Source organism: Aminobacter sp. MSH1 (assembly GCF_003071665.1).
Classification (GTDB): Bacteria; Pseudomonadota; Alphaproteobacteria; order Rhizobiales; family Rhizobiaceae; genus Aminobacter; species Aminobacter niigataensis.
Map to the genome: position 1 here is coordinate 2,530,438 of NZ_CP026265.1, position 25,455 is coordinate 2,555,892.

Consider the following 25,455-nt stretch of genomic DNA (forward strand, 5'->3'; position numbering starts at 1 on the left):
CGAACAAGGGCCAGCGCAATGACCACGATCTACGGAATGACCGACAGCGGCAATTGCTACAAGCCACGCCTGCTCATGGCAAAGCTTGGGCGGCCTTTCACCCATGTCGAAACCAGTTCGCGTGACGGGACGACGCGTTCGCCCGGCTACCTCGCCAAGAATGCCAATGGCAAGGTGCCGCTGCTCGAGCTCGACGACGGCCGCTTTCTTGCCGAATCGAATGCCATCCTGCTGCATCTGGCCGAGGGCACCCGGCTGTTGCCGGCCAATGCCTATGAGCGGGCGCTCGTCTACCAATGGCTGTTTTTCGAACAATACAGCCATGAGCCCTATGTCGCGGTGCGGCGCTCGCTGTACGTTTATCCCGAGCGTGCGGCGCAGGCGACGCCGGAACGCCTGGCGTCTTTGCTGGAGAGCGGCAACAAGGCGCTCGGCGTGATGGAAGTCCAACTGGCCAAGACGCCGTTCCTGGCGGGCAATGCGATGAGCGTCGCCGACATCGCGCTCTACGCCTACACGCATGATGCTGGCACGGGCGGCTTTGAACTGGCGAACTTCCCGGCGGTGAGCGCCTGGCTTGATCGCGTCCGGGCCGACCCTGGCCACGTGCCGATCGGCTGGCTGCCCTGACTAGGCTTGGTGCTACAAAATAAGAAGGCCCGGAGATCGGTATGATCTCCGGGCCTTTTCGTGAGTACGGCGAGGCAGGTTCTCAGTCGATCCGCAGTTCTTGCCGTCCGTCAAAAAACAAAAAGGCGGGGTGTAACCCCGCCTTCCGCTGTCAGCAGCTGATCCTGGATCCTTTGGCCCGTGGCTCACGGCAATCTGCCGCATCGTCCTTCGGGTTTTGGGTCCGGCGCGCTTGTCGCGCTGCCGCCAGTACATCCGTGACTTGCTACGCAATCGGAGCTTTCGCTCCCGCGCGCCTTAAATCAGACTGCCTTGAGAGCTCCGGCAGACGAACGGCCCGTACGACGGTCCTGCTCGATCTCGAAGCTGATCTTCTGGCCATCGGCCAGCGAGCCCATGCCCGAACGCTCGACAGCGGAGATGTGGACGAATACGTCCGCGCCACCTGCGTCGGGCTGAATGAAGCCGAAGCCCTTGGTTGCGTTGAACCACTTAACGGTGCCAGTTGCCATTGCGATAATCCTTGTCGTCTGCAGTTTGGTCTTGATCAAGCTATGTGCCCGACCCGTGATATCGAAATTTTGGAGATAGACGTCTGCAAACGCGAGTGTGTCGCGGGGCACGGATCTGTCGGCCGAAATATCAACGGGAGCGATATACGGGCAATTGTCGTTCAACGCAAGCCCTTCCTGTTGCGGGATGCTCGAAAGCGGCATCAATAGTCATGCAACCATGGCGGGCGAAAAGTGTTATATTGCTTGGCGTTACAGCGTCGTGGATTGGAGAATGCGCAAGCCACGCTGCAGCCCCTTGTATCGCAGCATCAACCTGAAATCCGATTCCCGTCATCGGGTTGATGCGTGAGTGCCGCTGCCGAAGTCTTCGGAGAACTGTCATGAAAATCATTCTGCTTGCTGCTTGCCTGACCCTGGTCGCGGCCGAGGCCCAGGCCGTCTCGCGCTATATTTCGACCAGCATGAGCTGCGCCCAGGTGCAGGGCGCCGTGCGCGGCGAAGGCGTGGCGATCCTGCGCTGGACGTCGCCAACCTCGGGTGTGCCGCGCTACGACCGCTATGTCAGGAACGACCGCTTCTGCCCGTCGGGCCAGGAGGCGCGGCGGGCCTATGTGCCAACCGCCGATGCGAGATCGTGCCCGGTCTACAATTGCAAGCAGATTGAGCGCGATCGATTCTTCTTCAAGCGCCGGCTGTTCCCGCACAATTGAGCGCCGGCTCCGTGCCGAGGTAGCCTTGCCCATTCCGCTCCGACCGGGATGGGCGCGCTACCGTGCATATGCATGACCCTGTTTGCGATCTTAGAAGCCGAACGATGCCTGGGCGACCGGCGGCGGGCCGACGTGGACGCCTTCCAGCACCAGCATTTTTTCCTTCATCACCGAGCCGCCGGTTGCCGAGAAGCCGCCTATCTTGCCGCCGGCCGCCAGGATGCGGTGGCACGGAATGACCAGGGGGATCGGATTGCTGCCGAGTGCTGCGCCGGTTTCGCGAAACAGGCCCTTGTGCCCGGCCTGCTCCGCCAGTCCGCCATAGGTGGTGGTTTCGCCGTGGTGGAGATTTCTGGCTGCGGCATAGATATCCTTGCGAAAATCGTCGACGCCGGCGAGGTCGACCGGCACGTCGGAGAAATCGACATCGGTGCCTTCGGCATAGCGCCTGATGTCGGCGACGAGAGCAGCAATCCATGCCGGAGCAATTCGGTCAGTGTCGAGGGTTGCTGCGTCCGTGCCGGCCAGGCGCAACAAGCGCCGTTCGGCTGCCGCATGGGTCTTCTCGGGCAGGCAGACGCGGGTCAGGCCGGCATCGCTCCAGGCGAGCGCCATGAAGCCGAGCGCTGTTTCGAACACCGCATGACCGGGCAAGGGCAAGGAAATGGCGCTGTCCACATCAGTTCCTTTCGTCGAAGCATTCGCCGCCAAATCGGTACATATCGGGAACATTTTTGCATGATCTGCGGCCCTATGCCACCCGAAAACCGCATTCGCCTGTGGATTGCCCGGGCCGGGGCCTTCATGTAAGGAGGTTCGGGCGGGACGAAATCATTAACCAGAGTGTGCATTTGCCGGCGATAAAGACCCATCTGCTGATCTCGGCGGCATTGGCGACGGCTCTGCTGTCGGGCTGCCAGACAAACACAGCGGCGCTCTCCACAGACCTTTCGACAGGCGCGGACGTTGCCTTGAGCGCCGATACGAGCCTTGCCCCATCGGCCGGTGCCGATCTCGCGCTGCCTGAGACGGTTGCCGTGGTGCCGACGTCGTTTGCCGCGGTCGAAGCGTCGCCGGCAACGGCCGTGCTTGCAGCTGCAGCGATCGAGCCCGATGCATCGGATGTCACCGTTGCCGCTGCCGCGACCGCCCCGGCGGCTGGTAGCGTCGCAGTCGCAACTGCATCTGAAGCCGCCAAGACACCGGCCACCACTGCACCGGCACCTGCCGCCGCCAATGCGCCCGTCGTTGCTGCCGCCAAGGCTCCGGTCGACCCGATGACGGCGCCGATGGCCGGTGGCGATATCGTTGCCGCCGCCAGCGACCCCAAGCTCTCCGGCGCGTTCCCGCCGGCGCCGACGCTTGCCGACTACGCCCTGCCGGCCAAGGCACCGGTGCCAAAGAGCTACCAAGTGGCGTCGCTCGGCACTGTCGCGCCCGAAAGCTTCGCCACCTCGTCCTATGCCGCGCCCGATAGCCCGGCGCTGGCCTCGCGCGGCAAGATCGATGAACTGATCTCGAAATACGCGGCCCTTTACGAGGTGCCGGAGAAGCTGGTGCGGCGTGTCGTCAACCGCGAGAGCACCTTCAATCCGCTGGCCTATAACAGGGGTCACTGGGGGCTGATGCAGATCAAGCACGCGACGGCGCGCGGCATGGGCTATGACGGCCCGGCCAACGGCCTGCTCGACGCGGAGACCAACCTGAAATTCGCCGTCAAATACCTGCGCGGCGCCTTCATGGTGGCCGACGGCAATGAGGACCAGGCCGACAAGCTCTACCAGAGCGGCTATTATTACCACGCCAAGCGCAAGGGCCTGCTCGACGAGACCGGGCTCGGCCGCGACCGCGCGCGCCACCGCGGCTGACACATGCCTTCGCCGCAAGGTGACAACGACGTTCGCCTGCGCAAGGTGCTGGGCGGCGAACCGTATACCCCGCAATGGCCCGACGGTTTTGCGATGCGGACGTTCCAGGCATCCGATGCCCGGGCTTTGCACGATCTGCTCGAGCTTGCCTTCGACGACGGCTTGAACGGCCCGTTCGACGTCTGGTGGCCCAGGCTCGCCGATGACGCCGAGTTCGATCCCGGCCTGTGCTTCCTCGTCCACGACAGCAGCGGGCGGCTGGCCGGCGCTGCGCAATGCTGGAACGGCGGCTTCGTCAAGGACCTTGCCGTGCACCCCGACTTTCGCGGCAAGGGCATTGCCGAGGCGCTGATGCGGCAGGTGTTTGCGGCCTTCGCGGCGCGCGGGACCGGCCATGTCGACCTCAAGACCAACCGCTTCGGCAACGCCGCCGCCTATCGGCTCTATCTCCGGCTCGGCATGACCGAGGTCGACTGGTCGGGAGAGTAATGTACAACCATTAGTATACATCAATTGATATATGCTATTCTAGATTGCGATAATTCGCGATCGGCATTACGCTGTTCCCCTTCACGCCAGTCAGGGGAGGCACTTTCATGGCCGGGCCGAATCTCAGGGAGCGTAGCAGGCACGGCTTCGTCAGCCGGCAGATCTTGGCGGAGGGCGCGGTCATTGACGCGGCGCAAGCGGCGCCGGCCGCAGTGTCGCCGCTGGCCGTCGGCGGCGCGCAGGGCGAGGCTTTCTTCGACTTCATGTTCGGCGAACTGCGCGGCCAGGGGCTGACGGCCACGGACGATGACCTGCTCGCACTCGCCAACGCCATGGTGGAGCCGGACCTCGCCCCTGGCGATCCCGCCCAGGCGGGGCGCGACAATCCCGACATTCCCGCCGGCTTCACCTATCTCGGCCAGTTCGTCGACCACGACATCACGCTGGACCTGACGCCGCTGAGCGAGGCGATGGCGGATCCGGAGATGACGCGCAATTTCCGCACACCGGGGCTCGACCTCGACTGTGTCTATGGCGCCGGGCCCGGGCCGCACCGCTTCCTGTTTGCGCGGGGGCCAAATGCCGACGGCCAGGTGGTCGACACGCCGAAGCTGCTGCTCGGCGCTGCCGAAGTATCGGTCGAGAACCCCGACCGGCCCGGCAGCCAGGTGCCCGAGATGCCCAACGACCTGCCGCGCAACGCGCAGGGCGTGGCGCTGATCGGCGACCACCGCAACGACGAGAACCTGATCGTCGCGCAGATCCATCTCGCCTTCCTGAAATTCCACAATGCCGTGGTCGACCACCTCAAGGGCACGGTGCCGGACGACAGGCTGTTTGCCGAGGCGGCGCGGACGGTGCGCTGGCACTATCAGTGGATGGTGCTGCACGACTGGGTCGAGCGGCTGACCGAGACGGGCATCGTCGCCCGGATCCTGCATGAGGGGCGCAAGTTCTACCGTTTCAAGACCAAGCCGTTCATGCCGTGGGAGTTTTCCGGCGCCGTCTACCGGCTCGGCCATTCGATGGTCAGGCCGCGCTACAACCACAACCGCATCTTCCGCTCGCCCGACCCGCATCTGGCCGAAGGCACCTTCAATTTCTTCTTCCGCTTCACCAACCTGTCGGGCGGGCTCGACAGCGGCACGCCAGGGCAGGGCACGTTCCCGAGCAACTGGGTGATCGACTGGCGGCGCTATTTCGAGCTGCCGGCGCCCGACGCCATCAAGGCCGAGTTCAACCATTCGCGCCGGCTCGACCCGCTGCTGGCCGGCGAGCTGCACCGGCTGCCCGGGGCGGAGTCCGGCTCGGCCAAGGCAAGCCTTGCCTTCCGCAACCTCAGGCGCGGCGTGCAGATCGGGCTGCCGTCGGGCCAGGCCGTGGCCGCGCTGATGCGCCGGAAGATCGCCTTCGACCCGATCTCGCCGGCCGAGATCGCCACCGGAGCGGACGGCGCGGTGGCGAAGTCGCTCGGCTTCGACGTCAAGACGCCGCTCTGGTACTATATCCTCAAGGAAGCCGAGCTGCGCGGCGCGGGCAGGCGGCTCGGCCCGGTGGGCGGCCGCATCGTCGCCGAGGTGTTCATCGGCCTCGTCCAGGGCGACGCGGGCTCCTATCTCTCCGATCCCGCATGGACGCCGCATCTGCCGGCTGATGTGCCCGGCACGTTCTTCATGGCCGATCTGCTGAAGTTCGTCGCTGCCTGGGAGAGCCCCGCCGACCCGGACAAGAGCCTGAACCCGGTGGGCGATTGAGGGAGCCTGCCTGCTCAAAGGGAGGCGCGAAAGAACTTTCAACATCGCGCACTCCTCCATTGCCACGCCCCGTTGCCGGTCTGGCCATTGTGGTGAAAGTCCGGGAAGCGGGGCGCGGGGCCGTGCCTGCCGAATGCTAAATGGTGGCGCGAACCCGCGCACCGCCGGCGATTTCCGTTCCCGTCCGTTCCGCTTCCGGGGCATCGGGCATTTTCGCCCATGCCCCCACTAGCGCATCGTCCAGCGCACCCGGGCCGTAGTGCCCGAGGGGGAACCCTTGGACGGAACCTCCCCGGACCATGAGCCACGTTAGCCCATGATCGGAGGCGCCGGTTCCTCCCCGCAGATCACCGTCGCGACCGGCGTTCCCGCGGGAGGAACTGGCGATGATTGTACGGGAGGTTTTCAGGGCGTGGAAAAACGGGGTGGGTCTATCCAGGCGGATTGCTGACAGATGGTGACAGTCAGGCCTCATGGAGCTCAGGGTTTCCGCACGTCGCTTCGCTCCTGCTCCGCCCTAGGATGACGAGCAGCGCATTGTCGATTTGATTGGGTACATGGAGAAATACTCCACTGGTTGCAGATGCTAGAGCTCGGTCTTTTTGCAATTTATGCTTGTCTTCCAAGTAAATTCACCATCAAATATTTCCCGGGGAGAGGGAGGGCGAGACGTTGAACAAATTACCTAAGAAATTTGTCGACCGGGTTGCGCCGGGTTTGAAGAAATATCAGCGGATAGCCTTGGCCCAGCAGAAGGCCGATGTGGCGGAAGCTGACACTGTCACATTGGTGAAAGACATACTGGCCGATGTTTTCGGCTACGATAAGTATGATGACCTGACTGCCGAACATCAGATCAAGGCGACATTCTGCGATCTTGCTATCAGGATCGGAGGGCAGCTTCGCCTGCTGATCGAGGTCAAGTCAGCTGGCAGCAGCTTGGCAGAAAATCACTTGCGGCAAGTGATCGACTACGGCGCGCACCAAGGAATTCACTGGGTCATTTTGACCAACGCCGTCGAATGGCGGCTGGTGCGCATCTACGTGGCCAACCAGATCAGCCATGAGGAGGTTTGCCGGATCGCCTTCACAGACTTGAACGCCAAGAATGAGGACCATCTGCAGCAATTGTTCTTGTTCGCCAAGGAAGGCCTGACCACCGACGCGATGGATGCGTTCCACCAGCAAGCCCAGCTTTTCAACAAGTTCACTGTGTCTACGATACTTCGATCCGAACCCGTGATTTCGGTACTTCGACGGGAGATCCGGCGGCTATTCCCGGACATCAAGGTGGCGCACGAGAACCTTGCCCTGCTTGTCGAAAACGAAGTGATCAAGCGTGACACAATCGAGGGCGACAAGGCCAAGGAGGCGGCGACCAGGATCAAGAAGGCCGCGCTGAAATTGGAGCGGGCAAAGAGCAAGGCGGCGAAGGCAGTAAGCCTTGACGCATCATGAAATTAACTTCGCCGGCATCGGATATGATGGATAGGGAGCTGGTGATGAACGACGTTAGCTACGCGGGTCGGTCACTTTTGGCGCTCGTGGTATTGCTGCTGTGCGGCCTGTCTTCTGCTTTTGCAGAGGAAAAAGCTGCACTCAGGATTGCCGTTGCTGCCCCAATGTCAGGCCTGTTCGCCCCGATGGGCGAACAGATTCATAGAGGAGCGGAACTGGCGATCGAAGATATCAACGCCAATGGGGGGGTCGGCGGTCAAAAGCTCGAAATCGATGTCGTCGACGACAAGGGAGATGGTGCGACCGCGCAAGCGGTGGCCAGGAACCTTGCCAAGTCCGGCGTGCGGTTCGTGGTCGGCCATTTCAATTCCGGGGCCTCGATCCCTGCTTCGGAAGTGTACGCCAAGATGGGCGTCTTCATGATCACTCCGGCGTCCACCAATCCATACTTCACCGACGGCGGCGGCAAGGGCAAGAATCTCTGGAACACGCACCGGACGGCCGGCAGGGACGACGTTCAGGGCCGTCTGGCCGGGGAGTACATCGCAAGGGCGTTTGCCGGCAAGAATGCCGCCATTCTGAGCGACGGTACTCCATACGGCGACGGCCTTGCCTTCAAGGCAAAGGCCGCGCTGAAGGCGGCCGGGCAGCCGGAGAAACTGATGTCCAAGATCAAGATCGGGCAGAAGGACATGTCGCGGCAGATTGCGAGCATGAAGCAAAAAAAAATCGACGTGGTCTTCTTCGGTGGCCTTGCCGATGAGATGGCAACGCTTGTGCGCCAATCCAGCGAGGCCGGTTTCAAGCCCCAGTTCATCGCCGGAGATGGCATCTTCTCTGCCGATTTTCCCAAGGCGGCAGGTCCAGGCGTCGAAGGGACAATGTTTGCGTTCTCGCTGGAAGACCGGGATCACGCGGATGCGCAAGCCGTCGTCGCGCGATTCAGGGCGAAAGGTTTCGAGCCGGAAGCCTATACGCTGAAAGCCTATGCCGCCGTGCAGGTGGTAGCGAAGGGCATTGAAATTGCAGGCAAGAGTGACCCGAAGGCCGTTGCCAAGGCCGTCCGCTCGGGATCGCCGATCCCGACGGTGCTGGGGCCGCTGACTTTCGATGCCAAGGGCGATCGCCGGGAGCCAGATGTCGCCTGGTACGTGTGGAAGGCTGACGGCAGTTACTCTCCTGTGATGCAGAAGTAGTTCCTGCAGCGCCTGTGCGTCAGGGGGCGGCGGCGATCCGCCCCTTCATCTCCAGCGCCCACGCCCGCCCTTCATCGCCGCCCCAGAGCAGCCAGGCGACGTAGCCGGCTGAGGGGTTCTGCTCGTTGCCGTAGTTCTTGCCGCGCTTGTCGACCTCGTGGCGGGCGAAGTAGCTGACCATGCGCTTGATGGTGTGCGGCGAAAGCTCGGCGCGGGCGACCAGTTCCTCGGCGCGGCCGACGCCGATCTCGGTGCCGCCGCGCCCGAACTTTTTCCTCAGCGCAAGGCCCTTGGCGGCGTTGTCGGCCACCACCTGCGGTGGGATCAGGCTTGTGCCCGATGCCTCGCGGCGGATGTCGTCGAACGGGTCATAGGCGATGGGCATGCGGCGATTCCTGCGTTTGGGGCAGGGTAGCCGGATGGGAGTGGGATGGGGAGAGTGGGCGCGTGGTGGCAACTGCCTCTATACGCAAATAGGGGGCACTAGGTCGCAAAGATCACAAAAAGCAACGTATCTAATTGAATTGATTGAGAAAATCGCGTCCGTAAGGATGTATCAAGACGTTTGCCAGGTTTAACTGCGAGCCCAGTACGTGTCTTCAGTGGCTTTGTCCGGATATCTCTACAAGCGGTCATCCTGTTCGGACAGCGGGTGACTTGTAGGGCATCAATAAGTTAGCGTTGTGCTTTCCGCGTCTGAGGATGATGCCGATGCCAACTTTGGTCGAACTCGTTCCTTATGATCCGAATTGGGCGAAGCACTTTTCCGATGCTGAAGCGGTGTTAAGAGCAACGCTCGGCTCCAGCGTTGTGGCTATTGACCACGTTGGAAGTACTGCGATTCCAGGCATCCCCGCCAAGCCTATCATTGATATCGACGTCACATTGTCGAGTTTGTCAGCAATTCCCCGTGGCAGCGCGGGCTTGGTCAATGCGGGATATGAGCCTCGGGGAAATCGGTACGACGATGACGTTTGGGCGTTCTTGTTGAAAAGCTCGGCCCCTCAACTTCGAGTCTATCTTTGTCCCGAGGGAAATCGCACTCATGAACGCCGGTTGGTGTTTCGCGAATACCTTCGCCACCACGATGATGCTGCGAAGGAGTATTCATTCTTGAAGAGGCGGCTTGCTGCACAGTTTCCATATGATGGAGATCGTTACACCTCAGAAAAAAGCCAGTTTGTTCAGGGGATAGTAGAGATAGCGCTGGGATACGTTTGATGACTTTGGTTGACAGCAGAAGATGCGCTTGCCTCTTGCAAAGCTCTGCCTTTCTGTTGGTTTTCGATGGTCCGAGGCTCCGTTTTCACCGGAACCAAGGTAGTCGCGATGCCATCATAGGTCTGGTGGTTTTTGCTACCGAATGCCGCAAATAGGCGCGGTGATCCGCTGCGCTCGCGGAATACCCCCACCCTCAATCCCTCCCCACAAGGGGGAGGGAGGTCTAATCGCGCTATTCGGCCCATGTGATGGAGGGCAAGGGCAGTGAACTTATCGGCGCTGTGAGAAGCGCCAGTTCACTTCGAGGCGTAGATGGCGCACTTGCCCGTGGTCTTGACCTTGTATTTCTTGCCGACCGAGTTGCAGTTGGCCAGCGCCTGTTCTTCGGCGGCCTTCTGCGACGGCGCGTTGTAGGCGGGGCCGCAGAAGAAGGCCTCGGTGCCGCCCCTGTGGGTCTGCGCGTAGGCAGAATGCCCAGGCGCCTTGACGTAGTCGTCATAGACCTTCTTGCAGGGGCCCGTCGTCTGGCCGAACTGCAGCGGATAGCGCTTGTTGCCTGCCTGGCCGGCCAGCGAACCCTTGTCCTTGGCGATCGCCGCGCCGGGCACGGCCGCAACCAGAAGTCCCGCCAGCACCGATGCCAGTGCCAGCCGCATAGTGTTCAGCTTCATTCTCAAATACTCCCCACCCGATCTTGAAGAGTTATCTGCAATCTATGCGGGTGAAAAGGTGGAGGTGAAGAAATATCGAAGTACCGCGAAAAGAAGGCGGTCTTGTTTTAGCTTCTGCTTGCGGATTGATGCTCGGTTCAAACCGCGCGTCTGGGCCGGCTGGTGGCTTTGCTGGGGCTGTTCCGGCGTGTGCCGGCGAGCTGAACGGCGGGGGGCGGATGGAGCTGAGCGCAAAAGCGGGGGGAGGTCGCGATCCTTCGCACCCCCTCTGGCCTGCCGGCGTTCGATGCTAGAAAAGCCAAGCAATTGGCTTTTCTTCCGCCATGCGGACCGCATCTCACCCCCCACAAGGGGGGAGATCAGCAGTTTTGGTGTAGCGCGGTTACTTGAAGTAGTCCTGCAGCGGACGCACCTCGAGCGAGCCGGCCTTGAGCGCGGCGATGGCTTCGGCGACGGCCGCGGCGCCCGACAGCGTGGTGTAGTAGGGCACCTTCTGCATCAGGGTGGCGCGGCGGATCGACTTCGAGTCCGACACCGCCTTCTGGCCATCTGTGGTGTTGAAGACGATCTGGATCTGGCGGTTGCGGATGGCGTCCTCGATGTGCGGACGGCCTTCGAGCACCTTGTTGATCTTTTCGGCCGGCACGCCGTTTTCAACGAGGAAACGCGCGGTGCCGGAGGTGGCGAGAACCTTGAAGCCGAGGCCGGACAGGCGCTGGACGGCGCCGAGGATGCCGGCCTTGTCCTCGTCGCGGACCGAGACGAACAGCGTTCCCGAGCGCGGCAGGTCGACGCCGGCGCCGAGCTGGGCCTTGGCGAAGGCGAGCGCATAGTCGCGGTCGAGGCCCATGACCTCGCCGGTCGACTTCATCTCCGGCCCGAGCAGGATGTCGACGCCGGGGAAGCGGGCGAACGGGAACACCGCTTCCTTGACCGCGATGTGGCCGGGATTGCGCGCATCGGGCTTGGCGCCGTAGTGGGCGAAGGCGTCGTCGAGGCTCTCGCCCGACATGATGCGGGCGGCGATCTTGGCGATAGGCTTGCCTACGGTCTTGGCGACGAAGGGCACGGTGCGGCTGGCGCGCGGGTTGACCTCAAGCACGTAGATTACGCCATCCTTGATGGCATATTGGACGTTCATCAGGCCGCCGACATTGAGCGCACGCGCCATGGCCGAGGTCTGGCGCTCGAGCTCGTCGACGAGTTCGGTGGAGAGCGAGTGCACCGGCAGCGAGCAGGCGCTGTCGCCCGAGTGGATGCCGGCTTCCTCGATGTGCTCCATGATGCCGGAGACGAAGGTGTCCTTGCCGTCGCAGAGGCAGTCGACGTCGACCTCGATGGCGCCCGAGAGATAGGTGTCGAACAAAAGCGGGTTCTTGCCGAGCAGGGTGTTGATCTGGCCGGTCTTGTCGTTGGGGTACTTCTGCTTGATGTCCTCGGGCACCAGGCCCGGCACGGTGTCGAGCAGGTAGGACTGCAGCATGCCCTCATTGTGGATGATCTGCATGGCGCGGCCGCCGAGCACGTAGGACGGGCGCACGACCAGCGGGAAGCCGAGCTCGCCGGCAACGGTGCGGGCCTGCTCGACGGAGTAGGCGATCCCGTTCTTGGGCTGTGTCAGGTCGAGCTTCTTGAGAAGCTTCTGGAAGCGGTCGCGGTCCTCGGCGAGGTCGATCATGTCGGGCGAGGTGCCGAGGATCGGGATGCCGGCCTTTTCGAGCGCGTCGGCAAGTTTGAGCGGGGTCTGGCCGCCGAACTGGACGATGACGCCGTGCAGCGTGCCGGCGGCCTGTTCGACGCGCAGGATTTCGAGCACGTCTTCCGCCGTCAGCGGCTCGAAATAGAGCCGGTCGGAGGTGTCATAGTCGGTCGACACGGTCTCGGGGTTGCAGTTGATCATGATCGATTCGTAGCCGGCCTCGCGCAGTGCATAGGCGGCGTGCACACAGCAATAGTCGAATTCGATGCCCTGGCCGATGCGGTTGGGGCCGCCGCCGAGGATGACGACCTTCTTGGCGGACGAGACCTGGGCCTCGTCGGCGAGGCTGCCGGCGAATGGCACCTCATAGGTCGAATACATGTAGGCGGTGGGCGAGGCGAACTCGGCAGCACAGGTGTCGATGCGCTTGTAGACCGGGTGGACGCCGAGCTTTTGGCGAGTCTTATGAACGGCTTCGGGCTCGCTCTTCGTTAGCGAGGCGAGGCGGGCGTCGGAGAAGCCCATCGACTTCAGCATGCGCAGGTTGTCGGCATCCTCGGGCAGGCCATGCTCGCGCACGCGCGCTTCCATGGCGATGATGCCGGCGATCTGCTCGAGGAACCACGGGTCGATCTTGCACATGGCGTGCACGTCTTCGAGCGAGGTGCCCATGCGGATCGCCTGGGCGACCATGCGCAGGCGGTCGGGGGTGGGCGTGCCGAGGGCGGCGCGGATGGCGTTGCGGTCGTCGCCGTCGGTGCCGATGCCGGGGATCTCGATCTCGTCGAGGCCGGTGAGGCCGGTTTCAAGGCCGCGGAGCGCCTTCTGCAGCGATTCCTGGAAGGTGCGGCCGATGGCCATGACCTCGCCGACTGACTTCATGGCGGTGGTGAGCACCGGCGAGGCGCCGGGGAACTTTTCGAAGGCGAAGCGCGGGATCTTGGTGACGACGTAGTCGATCGACGGCTCGAAGGAAGCGGGCGTCGCGCCGCCGGTGATGTCGTTCTCGAGCTCGTCGAGCGTGTAGCCGACGGCGAGCTTGGCGGCGATCTTGGCGATCGGGAAGCCGGTGGCCTTGGACGCAAGAGCAGACGAGCGCGAGACGCGCGGGTTCATCTCGATGACGACGAGGCGGCCGTCGGCCGGGTTGACGGCGAACTGGACGTTGGAGCCGCCGGTCTCGACGCCGATCTCGCGCAGCACCGCGATCGAAGCGTTGCGCATGATCTGGTATTCCTTGTCGGTCAAGGTCAGCGCGGGGGCTACGGTGATCGAATCGCCGGTGTGCACGCCCATCGGGTCGATGTTTTCGATCGAGCAGATGATGATGCAGTTGTCGGCGCGGTCGCGCACGACCTCCATCTCGTATTCTTTCCAGCCGAGCACCGATTCCTCGATGAGGACTTCGGTGGTGGGGGAGGCGTCGAGGCCGGACTGGACGATGTCGAAGAATTCCTGGCGGTTGAAGGCGATGCCGCCGCCGGTGCCGCCCATGGTGAAGGACGGGCGGATGATGGCGGGCAGGCCGACATGGTCGAGCGCCTGGGCGCCGATCGCCATGCCGTGGTTGATGTAGCGCTGCTTGCGGTCGCCTTCGCCGAGGTTCCACTGGGTTTCGAGCGCGTCGAGCGCGGCGTCGAGATCGGCCGGGGCCTCGAGCTTGAGGGCGGCGCGCTCGGCCTCGTGCTTCTTGCGGTCGGCGTCCTTGACGTCGGAGGCGTTGGCCAGCATCGACTTCGGCGTCTCCAGGCCGATCTTGGCCATGGCCTCGCGGAACAGCGAGCGGTCCTCGGCCTTGTCGATGGCGTGCGCGTCGGCGCCGATCATCTCGACATTGTAGCGTTCGAGCACGCCCATGCGGCGCAGCGAAAGCGCGGTGTTGAGCGCGGTCTGGCCGCCCATGGTCGGCAGCAGCGCGTCGGGGCGCTCCTTGGCGATGATCTTGGCGACCACTTCAGGCGTGATCGGCTCGATGTAGGTGGCGTCGGCCAGCTCCGGGTCGGTCATGATGGTGGCCGGGTTGGAGTTGACCAGGATGACGCGGTAGCCCTCCTCCTTCAGCGCCTTGCAGGCCTGGGTGCCGGAGTAGTCGAACTCGCAGGCCTGGCCGATGACAATAGGACCGGCACCAATGATCAGGATGGACTTGATGTCGGTGCGTCTTGGCATGGCGTGCGTCCGTCAGTAGGCCTGCGCGAAGAACCGGGACGGGGCAATGCCCGGGCCGGTGCGCAAGTGAGATTCAAGTATCAGGCTAGGCGCGCCTTATAGGGGAAGGACGGGGAGGGGGGAACCCCGAAAATAGCATTTAAGCCATTGTAGACAGGCAAGAATGACTCCGGTGCGCGCGGTTCGTCGTGCGAGGGCGCTTCGAGGTGCGGCCGGTGCGTGTCCGCTTCGAACTTTGGAGGTTCAGCTATCTTCCCTGAGCCGCTCCAACTGGGGCAGGCCGCGGGCGGCGGTGACGATCGAATCGAGCAGGCCGGGGAAGCGGCTGTCGAGGTCGTCGCGGCGCAGCGAGATCAGCCGGCTGGTGCCGGAAACCTCGGTGCGGGTGATACCGGCCTCGCGCAGCTTGGCGAGGTGGTAGCTGAGATTGGTCTTGGAGCCGAAATCGAGGAACTGGCCGCAGCTCATCGCCACGCCTTCGTTGCGGGCGAGATAGCCGACGATGGCGAGCCGGGTCTGGTCGCCGAGCACGGCAAGCACGTTGGCGAGGCTGATCTGGTCGGGATTGGGGTGCGGCAATGACATGGTTCGAAGGTAGCGGCGCTGTCCGGTCGGTTCAAGGTTTGCGCGGCCTGCCGACACCACGATGGCAGGAGCGCGTTCGAAGCAGATTGACATGACGCAGCGACAAGTTCAATAGTTCAACATATTTTGAACTAAGGACAGCGTCATGGACAAGCGCTTTATCTGGCTGGCGGTCGGCTCGTTTGCGATGAGCACAGTCGGCTTCGTGTTCTCCAGCCTTCTGCCGGCGATCGCCGGCGACGCCCATGTCTCGGTGCCCTTCGCAGGTTACCTGATCATGGCGTTTTCGCTTGCCTATGCCGTCGGCGCTCCCGTCCTGTCGGCGCTGGCAGGCGAGATCGACCGCCGCCGCGTGCTGGCGGCAACGATGCTGGTGTTCGTCGCCGGCAACATCATTGCGGCGACGAGTTCGTCCTTCGGCGGGCTGCTAGTGGCGCAGATCGTGATGGGCATGGCGGCCGGGCTCTATGCGGCCACCGCGCAGGCGACCGCGGTGTCGCTGGCTGGGCCCGAACATCGGGCGCGCGCCATTGCCGTCGTCGTCGGCGGCACGACGTTTGCGGTGGCGCTCGGCGCGCCGGTAGGCTCGCTGATCGCGACGATGTGGGGCTGGCGCGGCACCTTCGTGGCGATTGCGCTGCTCAGCATATCCTGCGCGGCGATCTTGTGGGTGCGGTTGCCTAGGGGTTCGCGCGGCATCAAGCTGACGCTTCGCGAGCGATTCACCGCCGTCGCCAGGCCAGGAATCCTGCCGTCGTTGCTGGTGACGCTGCTTTATCTCGCCGGTGGTTTCACCGTCATCTCCTATATCGCGCCACTGGCGCTGGAGGGGGCGGGGCTGCCGGCCATCGCCCTGCCGGGCATGCTGCTGGCCTTCGGCGCGGGTGCGGTCATCGGCAATTTATCGAGCGGCTACCTCGCCGACCGGATCGGGGCGACGCGCATGGTGGTGCTGTCGCTCTTGATGTCGTCGGGTTTCTGCCTGGCGATCGCGCTGACGCTGAAGCTGTTGCCGCATCACATCGCCGGGCCGGTGCTGATCGGCCTGATGGTGCCGTGGGGTATCATCGGCTGGGCCTTCCCGCCGGCGCAGGCGAGCCGCATCGTCGGTTTCGCACCCGAGCTCGCGCATCTGACGCTGTCGCTCAACGCTTCGGCGCTCTATTTCGGCATCGCCTTCGGCACCGTCATCGGCGGGCGGGTGCTGGAGTTCGCCGCGCCCTCGGATCTCGGTCTTGTCGCGGCGGCCTTCCCGCTGGTGGCGCTGGCCGTACTGGCACTGTCACGCCGTTCGGCTGGGCTCGCGGTGGCACGGTGATTTGCGCGCCGGTGGCCGTGGGTGCTCGCCGTCTCGGGTGGCATAAGCGCTGCCTTCTAAGCGAGCGAGGCTGCGATGAAACAGGACGAAAAGCACTGGACCGACGTGGCCGAGCAATGGATCGCGTGGGCCCGCGCGCCGGGACATGACGCTTTCTGGGCCTATCGGAAGGGACTCGTGGATTTCATCGGCAAGGGATCTGGCCGCGCGCTGGAGGTTGGTTGCGGCGAGGGCCGCGTGTCGAGCGAACTCAAGGCGCTCGGCTACCATGTGGCTGCGACCGATGCCGTCGCCGCCATGGTGGAAGCGGCCCGTGAGGCCAAGTCGGCCGACGACTATCGTGTCGCCGGTGTCGGCGACCTGCCTTTCGAGGACGGCTCGTTCGACCTGGTGATGGCCCACAACGTGCTGATGGACGTCCAGGACGTGCCGGCAGCGGCGCGCGAAATCCGCCGCGTCTTGAAGCCGGACGGGACGCTGTTCGTGTCGCTGGTTCACCCGTTCCGCGACCGCGGCCGCTTTGCCGGGCGTGAGGCGGACGCGCCGTTCGTCATCGACGGCAGCTATTACGGCCGGGAGTATTTCGAGGGCGAGGAGCAGCGTGACGGCCTGACGATGCAGTTTGCCGGCTGGTCGCAGCCGCTCGAAGACTACATGGCAGCGTTCGAGGCTGCGGGACTGGCAATCACGGCGCTGCGTGAGCCCACTCCCGACACAGCTGATACAGACCAATTGCGCCAGTGGTCGCGCATCCCGCTGTTCCTGTGGCTTAAGGCGCGCATCCTGGCCTGAGGTCGCAACGGTCGCCTGACACCGGTCCGTTAAGGGCGGTCAGCCGGCACATATTAGAGGTCTCGCATTTTCTTGATGCAAATTATCAGGAATAAGGCTATCGGCTCGCGCGTTCAGGTGGCTGCATCGGAAGCGGCGGGGCGAGCGAAGAATGGAATTCCTGCAGAAACTGGCGACGCATGGCGACCGTCCCGCCCTGATTTTCCCGGGTCGCCCCGCCATCAGCTATGCCGAGCTGGCACGCTGCGCAGCCTCGATGGCCGCAAGTTTCGGCAACGGCCGGAAACTGGTGGCCATCGAGGCGGCGAACTCCGAACACGCCATCACAGCCTATCTCGCGGCACGCGCCGGGGACCATGCCGTGGCGCTGCTGGCGCCGGGTGATGCCAGGGCCTTTGCCGACTTCGAAGAAGACTTCCGCCCCGACGCGAGCGTGCGGCTGTTCGACGGGCGCTGGCGCGTGGTCGAGCACGAGGGGGCAGGAGAGGCATTGCACGGGGACCTCGCCGTGCTGCTGGCGACGTCGGGCAGCACCGGCAAGAGCCGCTTCGTCAGGCTGTCGCGCAAGAACATCGACAGCAATGCCGACGCTATCGCTTCTTATCTGGGGCTAGCGGCGGACGACCGGGCGGCACTGCTCCTGCCGTTCCACTACTCCTACGGCCTGTCGGTGCTCAACTCGCACCTGGCTGTCGGTGCCAGCGTGTTCGTCTCGGCCAAGGGCGTGGCGGACAAGGGATTTGCCGACGATCTGCACGCCGCCGAGGTGACCAACATCAGCGGCGTGCCCTATTCCTACGAACTGATGGAAAAGACCGGGTTCCAGCCCGAGGAACTGCCGTCGCTGCGTTTCATGACAGTGGCGGGCGGGCGCATTCCCGCCGGGCTTGGCGACACTTTTCGGCGCAAGCTCGAGCAAGACGGCCGCCGCCTTTTTCTGATGTACGGCCAGACGGAAGCGACTGCCCGCATCGCTTATGTGCCGCCGGAGGCGCTTGCGGCGAACCTCGACAGCATCGGCGTTGCCATTCCAGGCGGCGAACTGATGCTGGTCGGCGACGATGGCTCGCGGATCGAGGGATCGGGTGCTGCGGGCGAACTCGTCTATCGCGGCCCGAACGTGATGATGGGCTATGCCGAGAGCCGGGCCGATCTGGCACAAGGCGCGGAACTGGAAGAATTGCGCACCGGCGATGTCGCCGAACGCTGTGAGAACGGCTTCTTCCGCGTCGTCGGGCGGCTCAAGCGCATGTCGAAGATCGCCGGCCTCAGGATCAGCCACGAGGCGGTGGAGCATGCGCTGGCGCAGCGTGGCATCGTGGCGGCTGTGACGGGCTGTGACCGGCGGCTGGTGGCGGCCTATTCTTCCGGCGAGGCGCCCGAGGACGTCTGCAATCTGATGATCGCGGCGAGCGGCCTGACGCCGCTGCATGTCGAGGCGGTGGCGGTCGAAGCCCTGCCGCGGCTGGCATCGGGCAAGGTCGACTATCCGGCGGTGGCGCAGCGCGCACGACAGGCGGGGAAAACCGACCCCGGCATTGTCGAGGCGTTCAGCCGGGCCTTCTATCCGCGCAAGGTGACGCCGGCCGACAGCTTCGAGGCGCTGGGGGGCGACTCGCTGTTGTTCGTGCAGCTGTCGCTGACGCTCGAGCGCAAGCTGGGACGTATCCCCGAGGGCTGGGAGAAGATGCCTGTGGGCACGCTGGCAAGGCTCGGGCGCCAGACCAGCGGTTTGCGCGTGGTCGATTCCGATCTCCTGATGCGGGCAATGGCGATCCTGCTCGTCGTGCTCCACCATGCCACGCTGTGGCCCATCCCCGGCGGGGCTGCGGCGCTGGTGATGCTGGTAGGCTACGGGCTGGCGCGTTTCCATGGCGCAGCCCTGATGCGCGGGGAGACGACGCGGCTGCTCAGGACGCTGGCCGCAAACCTGGCCGTCTATGCGCCGATCGTCGCCGCATATTCGAACGCGCGCGGCGAGGTACTGTGGCCGTCGGTCTTCCTGGTCGGCAATCTCGGCATTTTCGATCCCAAGCACATGCTGCCCCATCTCTACTGGTTCGTTGAGGCCTACGCGCAGGTCATGCTGATCGTCGCCGGGCTGTTCTCGCTGCCGGCTGTGCGACGGCGGGTGGCCAAGAATCCCTTCGGCGTCGGCATGGCGGCGCTCGTCGTGGCGGTGGCGATCAAGTTCCTGGCGCCCAAGGTCTGGGCGGTCGGGGCGGTGCAGATCTTCACCGTGTCGGACGTGTTCTATCTCGCTGCCTTCGGCTGGTGCGTGTTCCACGCCCGAACAGCGCGGCAGCGCCTGCTGGTGCTGGCGGCTGCGACGCTGGCGTTTCCCGTCATGGCGTATTGGGGCGGCAACTGGACCGGGTCCTGGGTCAAGTTCATGCTGCAACTGGCCTGCGTGACCGTGCTGCTCTACATGCCGCGCGTGGCCGTGCCGAAGCAACTCGCCGCCGTCGCCCTGCCAGTGGCTGCTGCGGGCTATCACATCTACCTGTTCCATCGCCTGCTGCCGGAGCTGTTGGCGCCACACGTCAAGCCGCTGATCTCGTGGCCGGTGGCGACCGCGCTGAGCGTGGCAATCGGCATCCTGACGGGGATCGCGGCATTCCATGCCCAAAAGGCGCTCGCCGCCTGGCTGGCGGACCGACGTAGCCCGCGGGCCGATGCTCCGCTGGGGGCACACGCCGCGCCGGCGGAGTAGCTTTTCCCTTTCCGCATCCTGCTGCCGCCGCACCCGGTTGACTGCACGGGGCTTGGCAATTAATAGATCGACTAGTCTATTAATTAATGAAGCGAGTGAACCGATGCGGAAGGTCGATCCTGAAAAGCACGCCGCCAGGCGGCAGGCGATCCTCGATGCGGCAAGGACCTGCTTCGCCAGGAAGGGTTTCCACCAGACCAGCACCGCCGAGATCTGCGCGGCGGTCGGTATGAGCCCGGGCAATCTGTTCCACTATTTCCCCAACAAGCAGGAGATCATCGGCGCGATCGTCGACCAGGAAGGCGAGGAGACGGCGGCATTCTTCCAGACGTTGGGTGCGCGCGACGACCTCCATGCCGCGCTGCTCGATTTCATGGACCTGGTGCTGGAATTGGCTGCCGATGCCGAGTTCTCGTCTCTGGCGCTGGAGATCGCCGCCGAAGCGGGGCGGGACCCGGCGATCGCCATGCGCGTGGGCCGCAATGACCGCGAATTGCGCTCGGCGCTGCAAGGCCTGCTGGCCGAGGCGGCGGCGCGCGGACAGGCCGACGCCACGCTCGACATGGCCGATGCGGCGACCTGGGTGGCGGCGCTGATCGACGGCATCTTCAGCCGCGTCGCGGTCGATGGCGAGTTCAAGCCCAAGAACCAGCACGCAACGATGCGCGTCCTGCTGGGGCGCTTCCTGCGGCCGCAGGCGGATGCCTCGACCGTGACGGCGGGGGCATGAGAGCAATGACTGCGAAATCGGTTCAACAAGAGCGGATCACCAATGTCGATGCGCTGCGCGGCTTTGCGCTGTTCGGCATATTGGTGGTCAACATCACGGCATTCTCCTCGCCTTATTACGGGCTCGGCGTTGCCGATCCGGCATTTGCCGCGCCGCTCGACCAGGCGGTGCGGTTCATCGTCGCCTTCCTGTTCGAGACCAAGTTCTACCTGCTGTTCTCGTTCCTGTTCGGCTACAGCTTCACGCTGCAGATGGCCTCGGCAGAGCGCGCCGGCGAGGCTTTCGTGCCGCGCCTGCTGCGGCGCCAGGCCGGGCTGTGGGTCATCGGGCTGGCGCATGCGGTGCTGCTGTTCCACGGCGACATCCTGACGACCTATGCGGTGCTGGGCAGGTGCTGCTCGTGCTGCGCAACATCGAGGAGAAGACCGCGCTTCGGCTCGCCTTCTGGCTGGTCGTCGTCACGGCATTGGGCTGGGCAGCGCTCGGCGCACTGGCGACACTGGATCCGATGCCGCTGGATGCAGCGGCGTTGCTGGCCGAAGGCGAGGCGGCAAAGTCGGCCTATCTCGGCACGCCGGGCAGCGTCATCGCCCAGCACCTCGCCGAACTCGGCAATGTCTGGGTGGTGATCGGCCTGATGCAGGGGCCATGCGCGCTGGCGATGTTCCTGGTCGGCCTCGTCGCCGGCAAGCGTCAGCTGTTCGTGCAGCTCGACGACTATCAGCCGTTGCTGCGCCGCCTGCTCGGTGCCGGCATGACCGTCGGTCTTGCCGGCGCGGCGTTCTACGGCTGGACTTCGGTCTACGGGATCGGCACCGGCTGGGAACTGCCCGGGCTGGCGGTCGGCCTGCTGACCGCACCGCTGCTGACCGGGGCCTATGTGGCGCTGGCGATGCTGGCCTTCCAGCGGTTCAGGCGCCTGCCCGAAATGCTGGCGCCGGCCGGGCGCATGGCCTTGTCCAACTACCTGTTCCAGTCGCTGGTCTGTTCGGTGCTGTTTTATGCCTATGGACTCAGGCTGATGGGGGAGGTGCCGCCTTTGGGCGCGCAACTGATCGCCGTTGCGATCTTCGCCGGGCAGCTGGCGCTCAGCCGTTGGTGGATGGGCCGTTTCGCCTATGGCCCGCTGGAATGGCTGCTGCGCGCGGTGACCGTCGCGGCCTGGCCGCGATGGCGCAGGGACGCGGCGCCCGTCCGGCAATGACGAACCCGGCGGGAACAAGCGCGGCCCGCCTGCGTTAGCCTGAGCGCCAGCTAGGACCGGCGCCCGGGAGGAAGCGACAATGGCCATCACACAAGCCCCGACGCCGAAGGGCAAGGCAGCCGCCAAGGGCCTGCGCCAAGCAGCGGCCAGGGAAGAGCGCAAGGTCGAGGCCAAGACCGGCCAGGACTTCAAGAAGGGCGAGAAGCGCTTCGAGGAGCGCTCGAAAAGCTCGGACGGCAAGAGCGCCGGCACCAAGCAGAAGAGCTGACCGCCAGCGGTTGCGCGCCCGGGTGGCACAACCAAAAACCCTGTGACTTGAATCAAGCGTTGGGCTAATTGTCTCCCTGAGCGGAGCCAAGCCCGCGACGACGAACATTGAGGGATATGCCCATGCGTTGGAGAGGCCGTCGCCAGAGTGACAATGTCCAGGATGCGCGCGGCCAGGGCGGCGGCGGGCTGGGCGGTGGCTTCGGCCGCGGCAGCGGACGCCTGCCGATCGGACCGCGCATCGGCGGCGGCGGTGGACTTTCCGGCATCATCATTCTCGTCGTGCTGTTCTTTGCGCTGCGCGCCTGCGGCATCGACCCGATGCAGATCCTGGCCGGCGGCGACGGCTCGCCGGGCGGCGGCCAGGTGACCGAAGGCGGCGCGCCGGCAAACGACGAGATGACCCAGTTCGTCTCGACCGTGCTGGCCGAGACCGAAGACACCTGGAACGGCATCTTCCAGGCCGAGGGGCTGAAATACGAGGAGCCCAAGCTGCTGCTGTTTTCGGGCCAGGTCTCGTCGGCCTGCGGCTACGCCTCGTCGGCCTCGGGGCCGTTCTATTGCCCCGGCGACAAGAAGGTTTATCTCGACACCTCGTTCTTCAACCAGTTGGCCAAGCAGTTCGGCGCCGCCGGCGACTTCGCCCAGGCCTATGTGATTGCCCACGAGGTCGGCCACCACGTGCAGAACCTGACCGGCATCCTGCCCAAGTTCAACCAGATGCGGCAGCGCATGAGCGAGGCCGACGCCAACCAGATGTCGATGCGCGTCGAGCTGCAGGCCGACTGCTTCGCCGGCGTCTGGGGCCACTACACCGCCCAGAAGGGGCTGCTCGAAGAGGGTGACATCCAGGAGGCGCTCAACGCCGCGCAGCAGATCGGCGACGACACGCTGCAGAAGCGCATGCAGGGCTATGTCGTGCCGGAAAGCTTCAACCACGGCACCTCCGACCAGCGCCAGCGCTGGTTTGCCGCCGGCTTCAAGAGCGGCAAGCTGTCGTCCTGCGATACGTTCAACAATCCGATCTGATGGCTTCGGACAAGCGCATCGAACTGGTGCCGGGCGGCCCGTCGCTGTCGCGGCTGGTGTTCGGCGCCTGGCGCTTGCTTGACGGACAAAGGCCCAGCGCCGAGGCCGTGGCGCGGCTCATCGATACGGTGATCGATCTCGGCCTGACCAGCTTCGACCACGCCGACATCTATGGCGGCTACGAGGTCGAGGAGGCCTTCGGCGCCGGGCTTGCGCGCTGGAAGGGTCGGCGCGACAGCATCGAGCTGATCAGCAAATGCGGCATCATGCTGAAATCGCCGCAGCGGCCGGCAAACCGGCTGAAGCACTATGACACCGGTGCTGCCCATGTCGCGGCGTCGGTCGACCGGTCGCTGAAAAACCTCGGCACTGATTATCTCGACCTGCTGCTGATCCACCGGCCCGACCCGCTGATGGATGCCGACGAGACGGCGGCGGGGCTGGAGCGGGTGGTGAAGGCGGGCAAGGTGCGCGCCGTCGGCGTCTCGAATTTCACGGTGGCGCAGTTCGACCTTCTGGCGTCGCGGCTGCCGTTTCCTGTCGTCACCAACCAGGTCGAGCATTCGGTGCTCGAGACCTCGGCGCTGACGGACGGCCGTTTCGACCACGCGCAAAGGCAGCGCTACGCCCCGATGATCTGGTCGCCGCTCGGTGGCGGGTCGCTGTTTACCGGCGACGGCCAGCGCGAGCACAAGGTGCGGGCGGCGCTGAGCCTGGTGGCGGCGGAGACCGGCGCCCATGAAGTTGCGACCGTCGCCATCGCCTGGCTGCTGCGCCATCCGGCGCGACTCGTTCCCGTGCTCGGCACGATGAAGCCGGAGCGGCTGGCGCAGCTCGTGCGCGCGCTCGAGGTCACGCTCGAACGCCAGCAATGGTTTTCGATCCTCGAAGCGAGCGAGGGCAGGGCGGTCCCGTAACGTTCCGTCCGTGCCCCAAGACGCTTCAGACATTTTGATGTGTTCACGTATTGTTCCTGATCGTTGCCGCTGATATAAGCGACGTTCCGCACTGCCCCCGGCGGTTCGATGCCGGCTGCTGCCTTCGACGCAGCCGTAATAAGACATGCTGCGACAGCTTGAAGCCGCGCATCACCGGCATCGCCGATGCGCGAATTTGTGCCAGGTGGGTTTCGACATGGTTGACGAAAAGACTGCCAGAAGGGGCCTTGCGCTCGTCTTTACGACGCTGCTGCTCGACGTCATCGGCTTCGGCATCATCATGCCGGTGTTGCCGGCCTTCCTGCAGGAACTGACCGGCGTCGGCGTCAGTGCCGCGGCGATCGAGGGCGGCTGGCTGTTCTTCGTCTATGCGGCGATGCAGTTCCTGTTTGCGCCGCTGATGGGCAATCTGAGCGATCGTTTCGGCCGCCGGCCGATTCTGCTCGCCTCGGTGCTGACCTTCGCCATCGACAATCTGATCTGCGCCATCGCCTGGTCGTATTCGATGCTGTTCATCGGCCGCGTGCTGGCCGGCATCAGCGGCGCCAGCTATTCGACGGCCTCGGCCTTCATCGCCGACGTCTCGACCGACGAGAACAGGGCGAAGAATTTCGGCCTGCTCGGCATCGCCTTCGGCGTCGGTTTCGTGATCGGGCCGGTGCTCGGCGGCCTGCTGGGCGGGTTCGGACCGCGCGTGCCGTTCTTCTTTGCCGCCGGTCTTGCCTTACTGAACTTCGTCGTCGCCTTCTTCTTCCTGCCGGAGACGCTGACCAAAGAGAACCGCCGCAAGTTTGAGCTCAAGCGCGCCAACCCGCTCGGGGCGCTCAAGCAGATGCGCAACTACAAGGGCATCGGCTGGATCGGCATGGTGTTCTTCCTGATGACGCTGGGCCACATGATGTATCCGGCGGTGTGGTCGTTCGTAGGCAGCTACCGCTACGGCTGGAGTGAGCAGCAGATCGGCTTCTCGCTCGGCGTGTTCGGCATCGGCGGTGCGCTTGTCATGGCGCTGGTGCTGCCGCGCGCCATACCGCTGCTCGGCGAGTGGCGCACGGCGGCGGTGGGCCTGGCGTTCACGACGGTTGCCGCCTTCGGCTATGCCGCGGCATGGGAGGGCTGGCTGGTCTATGCGGTGATCGTGGCGACCTGCCTCGAGGCGCTGGCCGACCCGCCGCTGCGGAGCCTCTCGGCCGCCAAGGTGCCGCCATCGGCGCAAGGCGAGTTGCAAGGTGCGATGACCAGCCTGTTTTCGATCACCAGCATCATCACGCCGCTGCTCTATACCGGGATCTTCGCCTGGTTCACCGGGCCGGACGCCCCGGTTTCATTCGCCGGCGCGCCCTATGTGCTGGGTGGGGTTTTCCTGTCGCTGTCGCTGTTGGTGTTCTTGCTCAAGGTCGAAAGGCCGGCCACGACCGAGCAAGCGGCCGTGACGACAACCTCATAGCCGGGCGTCTCGCCAAGTCAGGCGAGGCCCGATTGGCCGTCAGGCCAGCAGG

24 protein-coding genes are annotated in these 25,455 nt (G+C 64.4%); 18 read left to right on the forward strand and 6 right to left on the reverse strand.

What is annotated here, in order from left to right; all coding sequences use genetic code 11:
* Positions 1 to 18: 18 nt before the first annotated feature.
* The gene (locus CO731_RS12565) at positions 19 to 630 is read left to right on the forward strand and encodes a glutathione S-transferase family protein (RefSeq protein ID WP_108607389.1); all 612 of its coding nucleotides are present in this window, start codon (positions 19 to 21) and stop codon (positions 628 to 630) included.
* Between the two features lie 302 nt (positions 631 to 932).
* Here CO731_RS12565 and CO731_RS12570 read toward each other — a convergent pair whose 3' ends face one another.
* On the reverse strand, positions 933 to 1,142 hold the full coding sequence (locus tag CO731_RS12570) for a cold-shock protein (RefSeq protein WP_055970634.1): 210 nt from the start codon (positions 1,140 to 1,142) through the stop codon (positions 933 to 935).
* Between the two features lie 383 nt (positions 1,143 to 1,525).
* On the opposite strand from CO731_RS12570, the gene CO731_RS12575 reads away from it, so the two are divergent.
* On the forward strand, positions 1,526 to 1,855 hold the full coding sequence (locus tag CO731_RS12575; protein ID WP_108607390.1) for a hypothetical protein: 330 nt from the start codon (positions 1,526 to 1,528) through the stop codon (positions 1,853 to 1,855).
* A gap of 90 nt (positions 1,856 to 1,945) precedes the next feature.
* Here CO731_RS12575 and CO731_RS12580 read toward each other — a convergent pair whose 3' ends face one another.
* Entirely contained in the window at positions 1,946 to 2,470 is a 525-nt protein-coding gene (locus tag CO731_RS12580) for a methylated-DNA--[protein]-cysteine S-methyltransferase (RefSeq protein WP_245439826.1), read from the reverse strand.
* A 236-nt stretch (positions 2,471 to 2,706) separates the two neighbouring features.
* On the opposite strand from CO731_RS12580, the gene CO731_RS29305 reads away from it, so the two are divergent.
* The 5 genes from CO731_RS29305 (at position 2,707) to CO731_RS12610 (ending at position 8,620) form a co-directional block, all read left to right on the forward strand.
* Positions 2,707 to 3,723: a lytic transglycosylase domain-containing protein gene (locus CO731_RS29305; RefSeq protein ID WP_245439761.1), complete on the forward strand. Its 1,017-nt coding sequence runs from the start codon at positions 2,707 to 2,709 to the stop codon at positions 3,721 to 3,723.
* Between the two features lie 3 nt (positions 3,724 to 3,726).
* Positions 3,727 to 4,212: a GNAT family N-acetyltransferase gene (locus tag CO731_RS12590; RefSeq protein ID WP_108607392.1), complete on the forward strand. Its 486-nt coding sequence runs from the start codon at positions 3,727 to 3,729 to the stop codon at positions 4,210 to 4,212.
* 107 nt (positions 4,213 to 4,319) lie between these two features.
* On the forward strand, positions 4,320 to 5,966 hold the full coding sequence (locus tag CO731_RS12595) for a heme peroxidase family protein (RefSeq protein ID WP_108607393.1): 1,647 nt from the start codon (positions 4,320 to 4,322) through the stop codon (positions 5,964 to 5,966).
* Between the two features lie 672 nt (positions 5,967 to 6,638).
* On the forward strand, positions 6,639 to 7,424 hold the full coding sequence (locus CO731_RS12605; RefSeq protein ID WP_159091629.1) for a type I restriction enzyme HsdR N-terminal domain-containing protein: 786 nt from the start codon (positions 6,639 to 6,641) through the stop codon (positions 7,422 to 7,424).
* 44 nt (positions 7,425 to 7,468) lie between these two features.
* Positions 7,469 to 8,620, forward strand: coding sequence for a branched-chain amino acid ABC transporter substrate-binding protein (locus CO731_RS12610; protein ID WP_159091630.1), 1,152 nt, complete (start codon positions 7,469 to 7,471; stop codon positions 8,618 to 8,620).
* A 19-nt stretch (positions 8,621 to 8,639) separates the two neighbouring features.
* On the opposite strand, the gene CO731_RS12615 is transcribed toward CO731_RS12610, so the two are convergent.
* On the reverse strand, positions 8,640 to 9,005 hold the full coding sequence (locus tag CO731_RS12615; RefSeq protein ID WP_245439763.1) for a hypothetical protein: 366 nt from the start codon (positions 9,003 to 9,005) through the stop codon (positions 8,640 to 8,642).
* Positions 9,006 to 9,331: 326 nt separating this feature from the next.
* On the opposite strand from CO731_RS12615, the gene CO731_RS12620 reads away from it, so the two are divergent.
* Entirely contained in the window at positions 9,332 to 9,841 is a 510-nt protein-coding gene (locus CO731_RS12620; RefSeq protein ID WP_108609806.1) for a GrpB family protein, read from the forward strand.
* 296 nt (positions 9,842 to 10,137) lie between these two features.
* Here CO731_RS12620 and CO731_RS12625 read toward each other — a convergent pair whose 3' ends face one another.
* From CO731_RS12625 to CO731_RS12635, 3 genes are all read right to left on the reverse strand, one after another.
* A complete protein-coding gene (locus CO731_RS12625; RefSeq protein WP_108607396.1) occupies positions 10,138 to 10,512 on the reverse strand; it encodes a hypothetical protein in 375 nt (124 codons plus the stop codon).
* A gap of 382 nt (positions 10,513 to 10,894) precedes the next feature.
* Positions 10,895 to 14,380 (reverse strand): carbamoyl-phosphate synthase large subunit, encoded by a 3,486-nt coding sequence (gene carB / locus CO731_RS12630; protein ID WP_108607397.1) that lies wholly within the window; start codon positions 14,378 to 14,380, stop codon positions 10,895 to 10,897.
* A gap of 243 nt (positions 14,381 to 14,623) precedes the next feature.
* Positions 14,624 to 14,965, reverse strand: a complete 342-nt coding sequence (locus CO731_RS12635) for a helix-turn-helix transcriptional regulator (protein WP_108609807.1) — start codon at positions 14,963 to 14,965, stop codon at positions 14,624 to 14,626.
* A gap of 145 nt (positions 14,966 to 15,110) precedes the next feature.
* On the opposite strand from CO731_RS12635, the gene CO731_RS12640 reads away from it, so the two are divergent.
* The 10 genes from CO731_RS12640 to CO731_RS12680 all read left to right on the forward strand — a co-directional run bounded on the left by CO731_RS12640 (position 15,111) and on the right by CO731_RS12680 (position 25,403).
* Positions 15,111 to 16,283: an MFS transporter gene (locus CO731_RS12640; protein ID WP_108607398.1), complete on the forward strand. Its 1,173-nt coding sequence runs from the start codon at positions 15,111 to 15,113 to the stop codon at positions 16,281 to 16,283.
* Between the two features lie 75 nt (positions 16,284 to 16,358).
* Entirely contained in the window at positions 16,359 to 17,075 is a 717-nt protein-coding gene (locus CO731_RS12645; protein WP_108607399.1) for a class I SAM-dependent methyltransferase, read from the forward strand.
* 151 nt (positions 17,076 to 17,226) lie between these two features.
* Positions 17,227 to 19,788, forward strand: coding sequence for an AMP-binding protein (locus tag CO731_RS12650; protein ID WP_108607400.1), 2,562 nt, complete (start codon positions 17,227 to 17,229; stop codon positions 19,786 to 19,788).
* 103 nt (positions 19,789 to 19,891) lie between these two features.
* The gene (locus CO731_RS12655; protein WP_108607401.1) at positions 19,892 to 20,518 is read left to right on the forward strand and encodes a TetR/AcrR family transcriptional regulator; all 627 of its coding nucleotides are present in this window, start codon (positions 19,892 to 19,894) and stop codon (positions 20,516 to 20,518) included.
* Positions 20,519 to 20,523: 5 nt separating this feature from the next.
* Positions 20,524 to 21,147, forward strand: coding sequence for a hypothetical protein (locus CO731_RS29310; RefSeq protein WP_245439765.1), 624 nt, complete (start codon positions 20,524 to 20,526; stop codon positions 21,145 to 21,147).
* Positions 21,033 to 21,722, forward strand: a complete 690-nt coding sequence (locus CO731_RS29055; protein ID WP_245439834.1) for a DUF418 domain-containing protein — start codon at positions 21,033 to 21,035, stop codon at positions 21,720 to 21,722. Before CO731_RS29310 ends, CO731_RS29055 begins: the two co-directional genes overlap by 115 nt.
* Before the next feature lie 79 nt (positions 21,723 to 21,801).
* On the forward strand, positions 21,802 to 21,990 hold the full coding sequence (locus tag CO731_RS12665; RefSeq protein ID WP_108607402.1) for a hypothetical protein: 189 nt from the start codon (positions 21,802 to 21,804) through the stop codon (positions 21,988 to 21,990).
* Positions 21,991 to 22,112: 122 nt separating this feature from the next.
* Positions 22,113 to 23,018, forward strand: a complete 906-nt coding sequence (locus CO731_RS12670) for a neutral zinc metallopeptidase (protein ID WP_108607403.1) — start codon at positions 22,113 to 22,115, stop codon at positions 23,016 to 23,018.
* Entirely contained in the window at positions 23,018 to 23,935 is a 918-nt protein-coding gene (locus tag CO731_RS12675; protein ID WP_108607404.1) for an aldo/keto reductase, read from the forward strand. The genes CO731_RS12670 and CO731_RS12675 overlap by 1 nt, the downstream gene beginning before the upstream one ends.
* 217 nt (positions 23,936 to 24,152) lie before the next feature.
* On the forward strand, positions 24,153 to 25,403 hold the full coding sequence (locus CO731_RS12680; RefSeq protein WP_108609808.1) for a TCR/Tet family MFS transporter: 1,251 nt from the start codon (positions 24,153 to 24,155) through the stop codon (positions 25,401 to 25,403).
* Positions 25,404 to 25,455 lie beyond the last annotated feature (52 nt).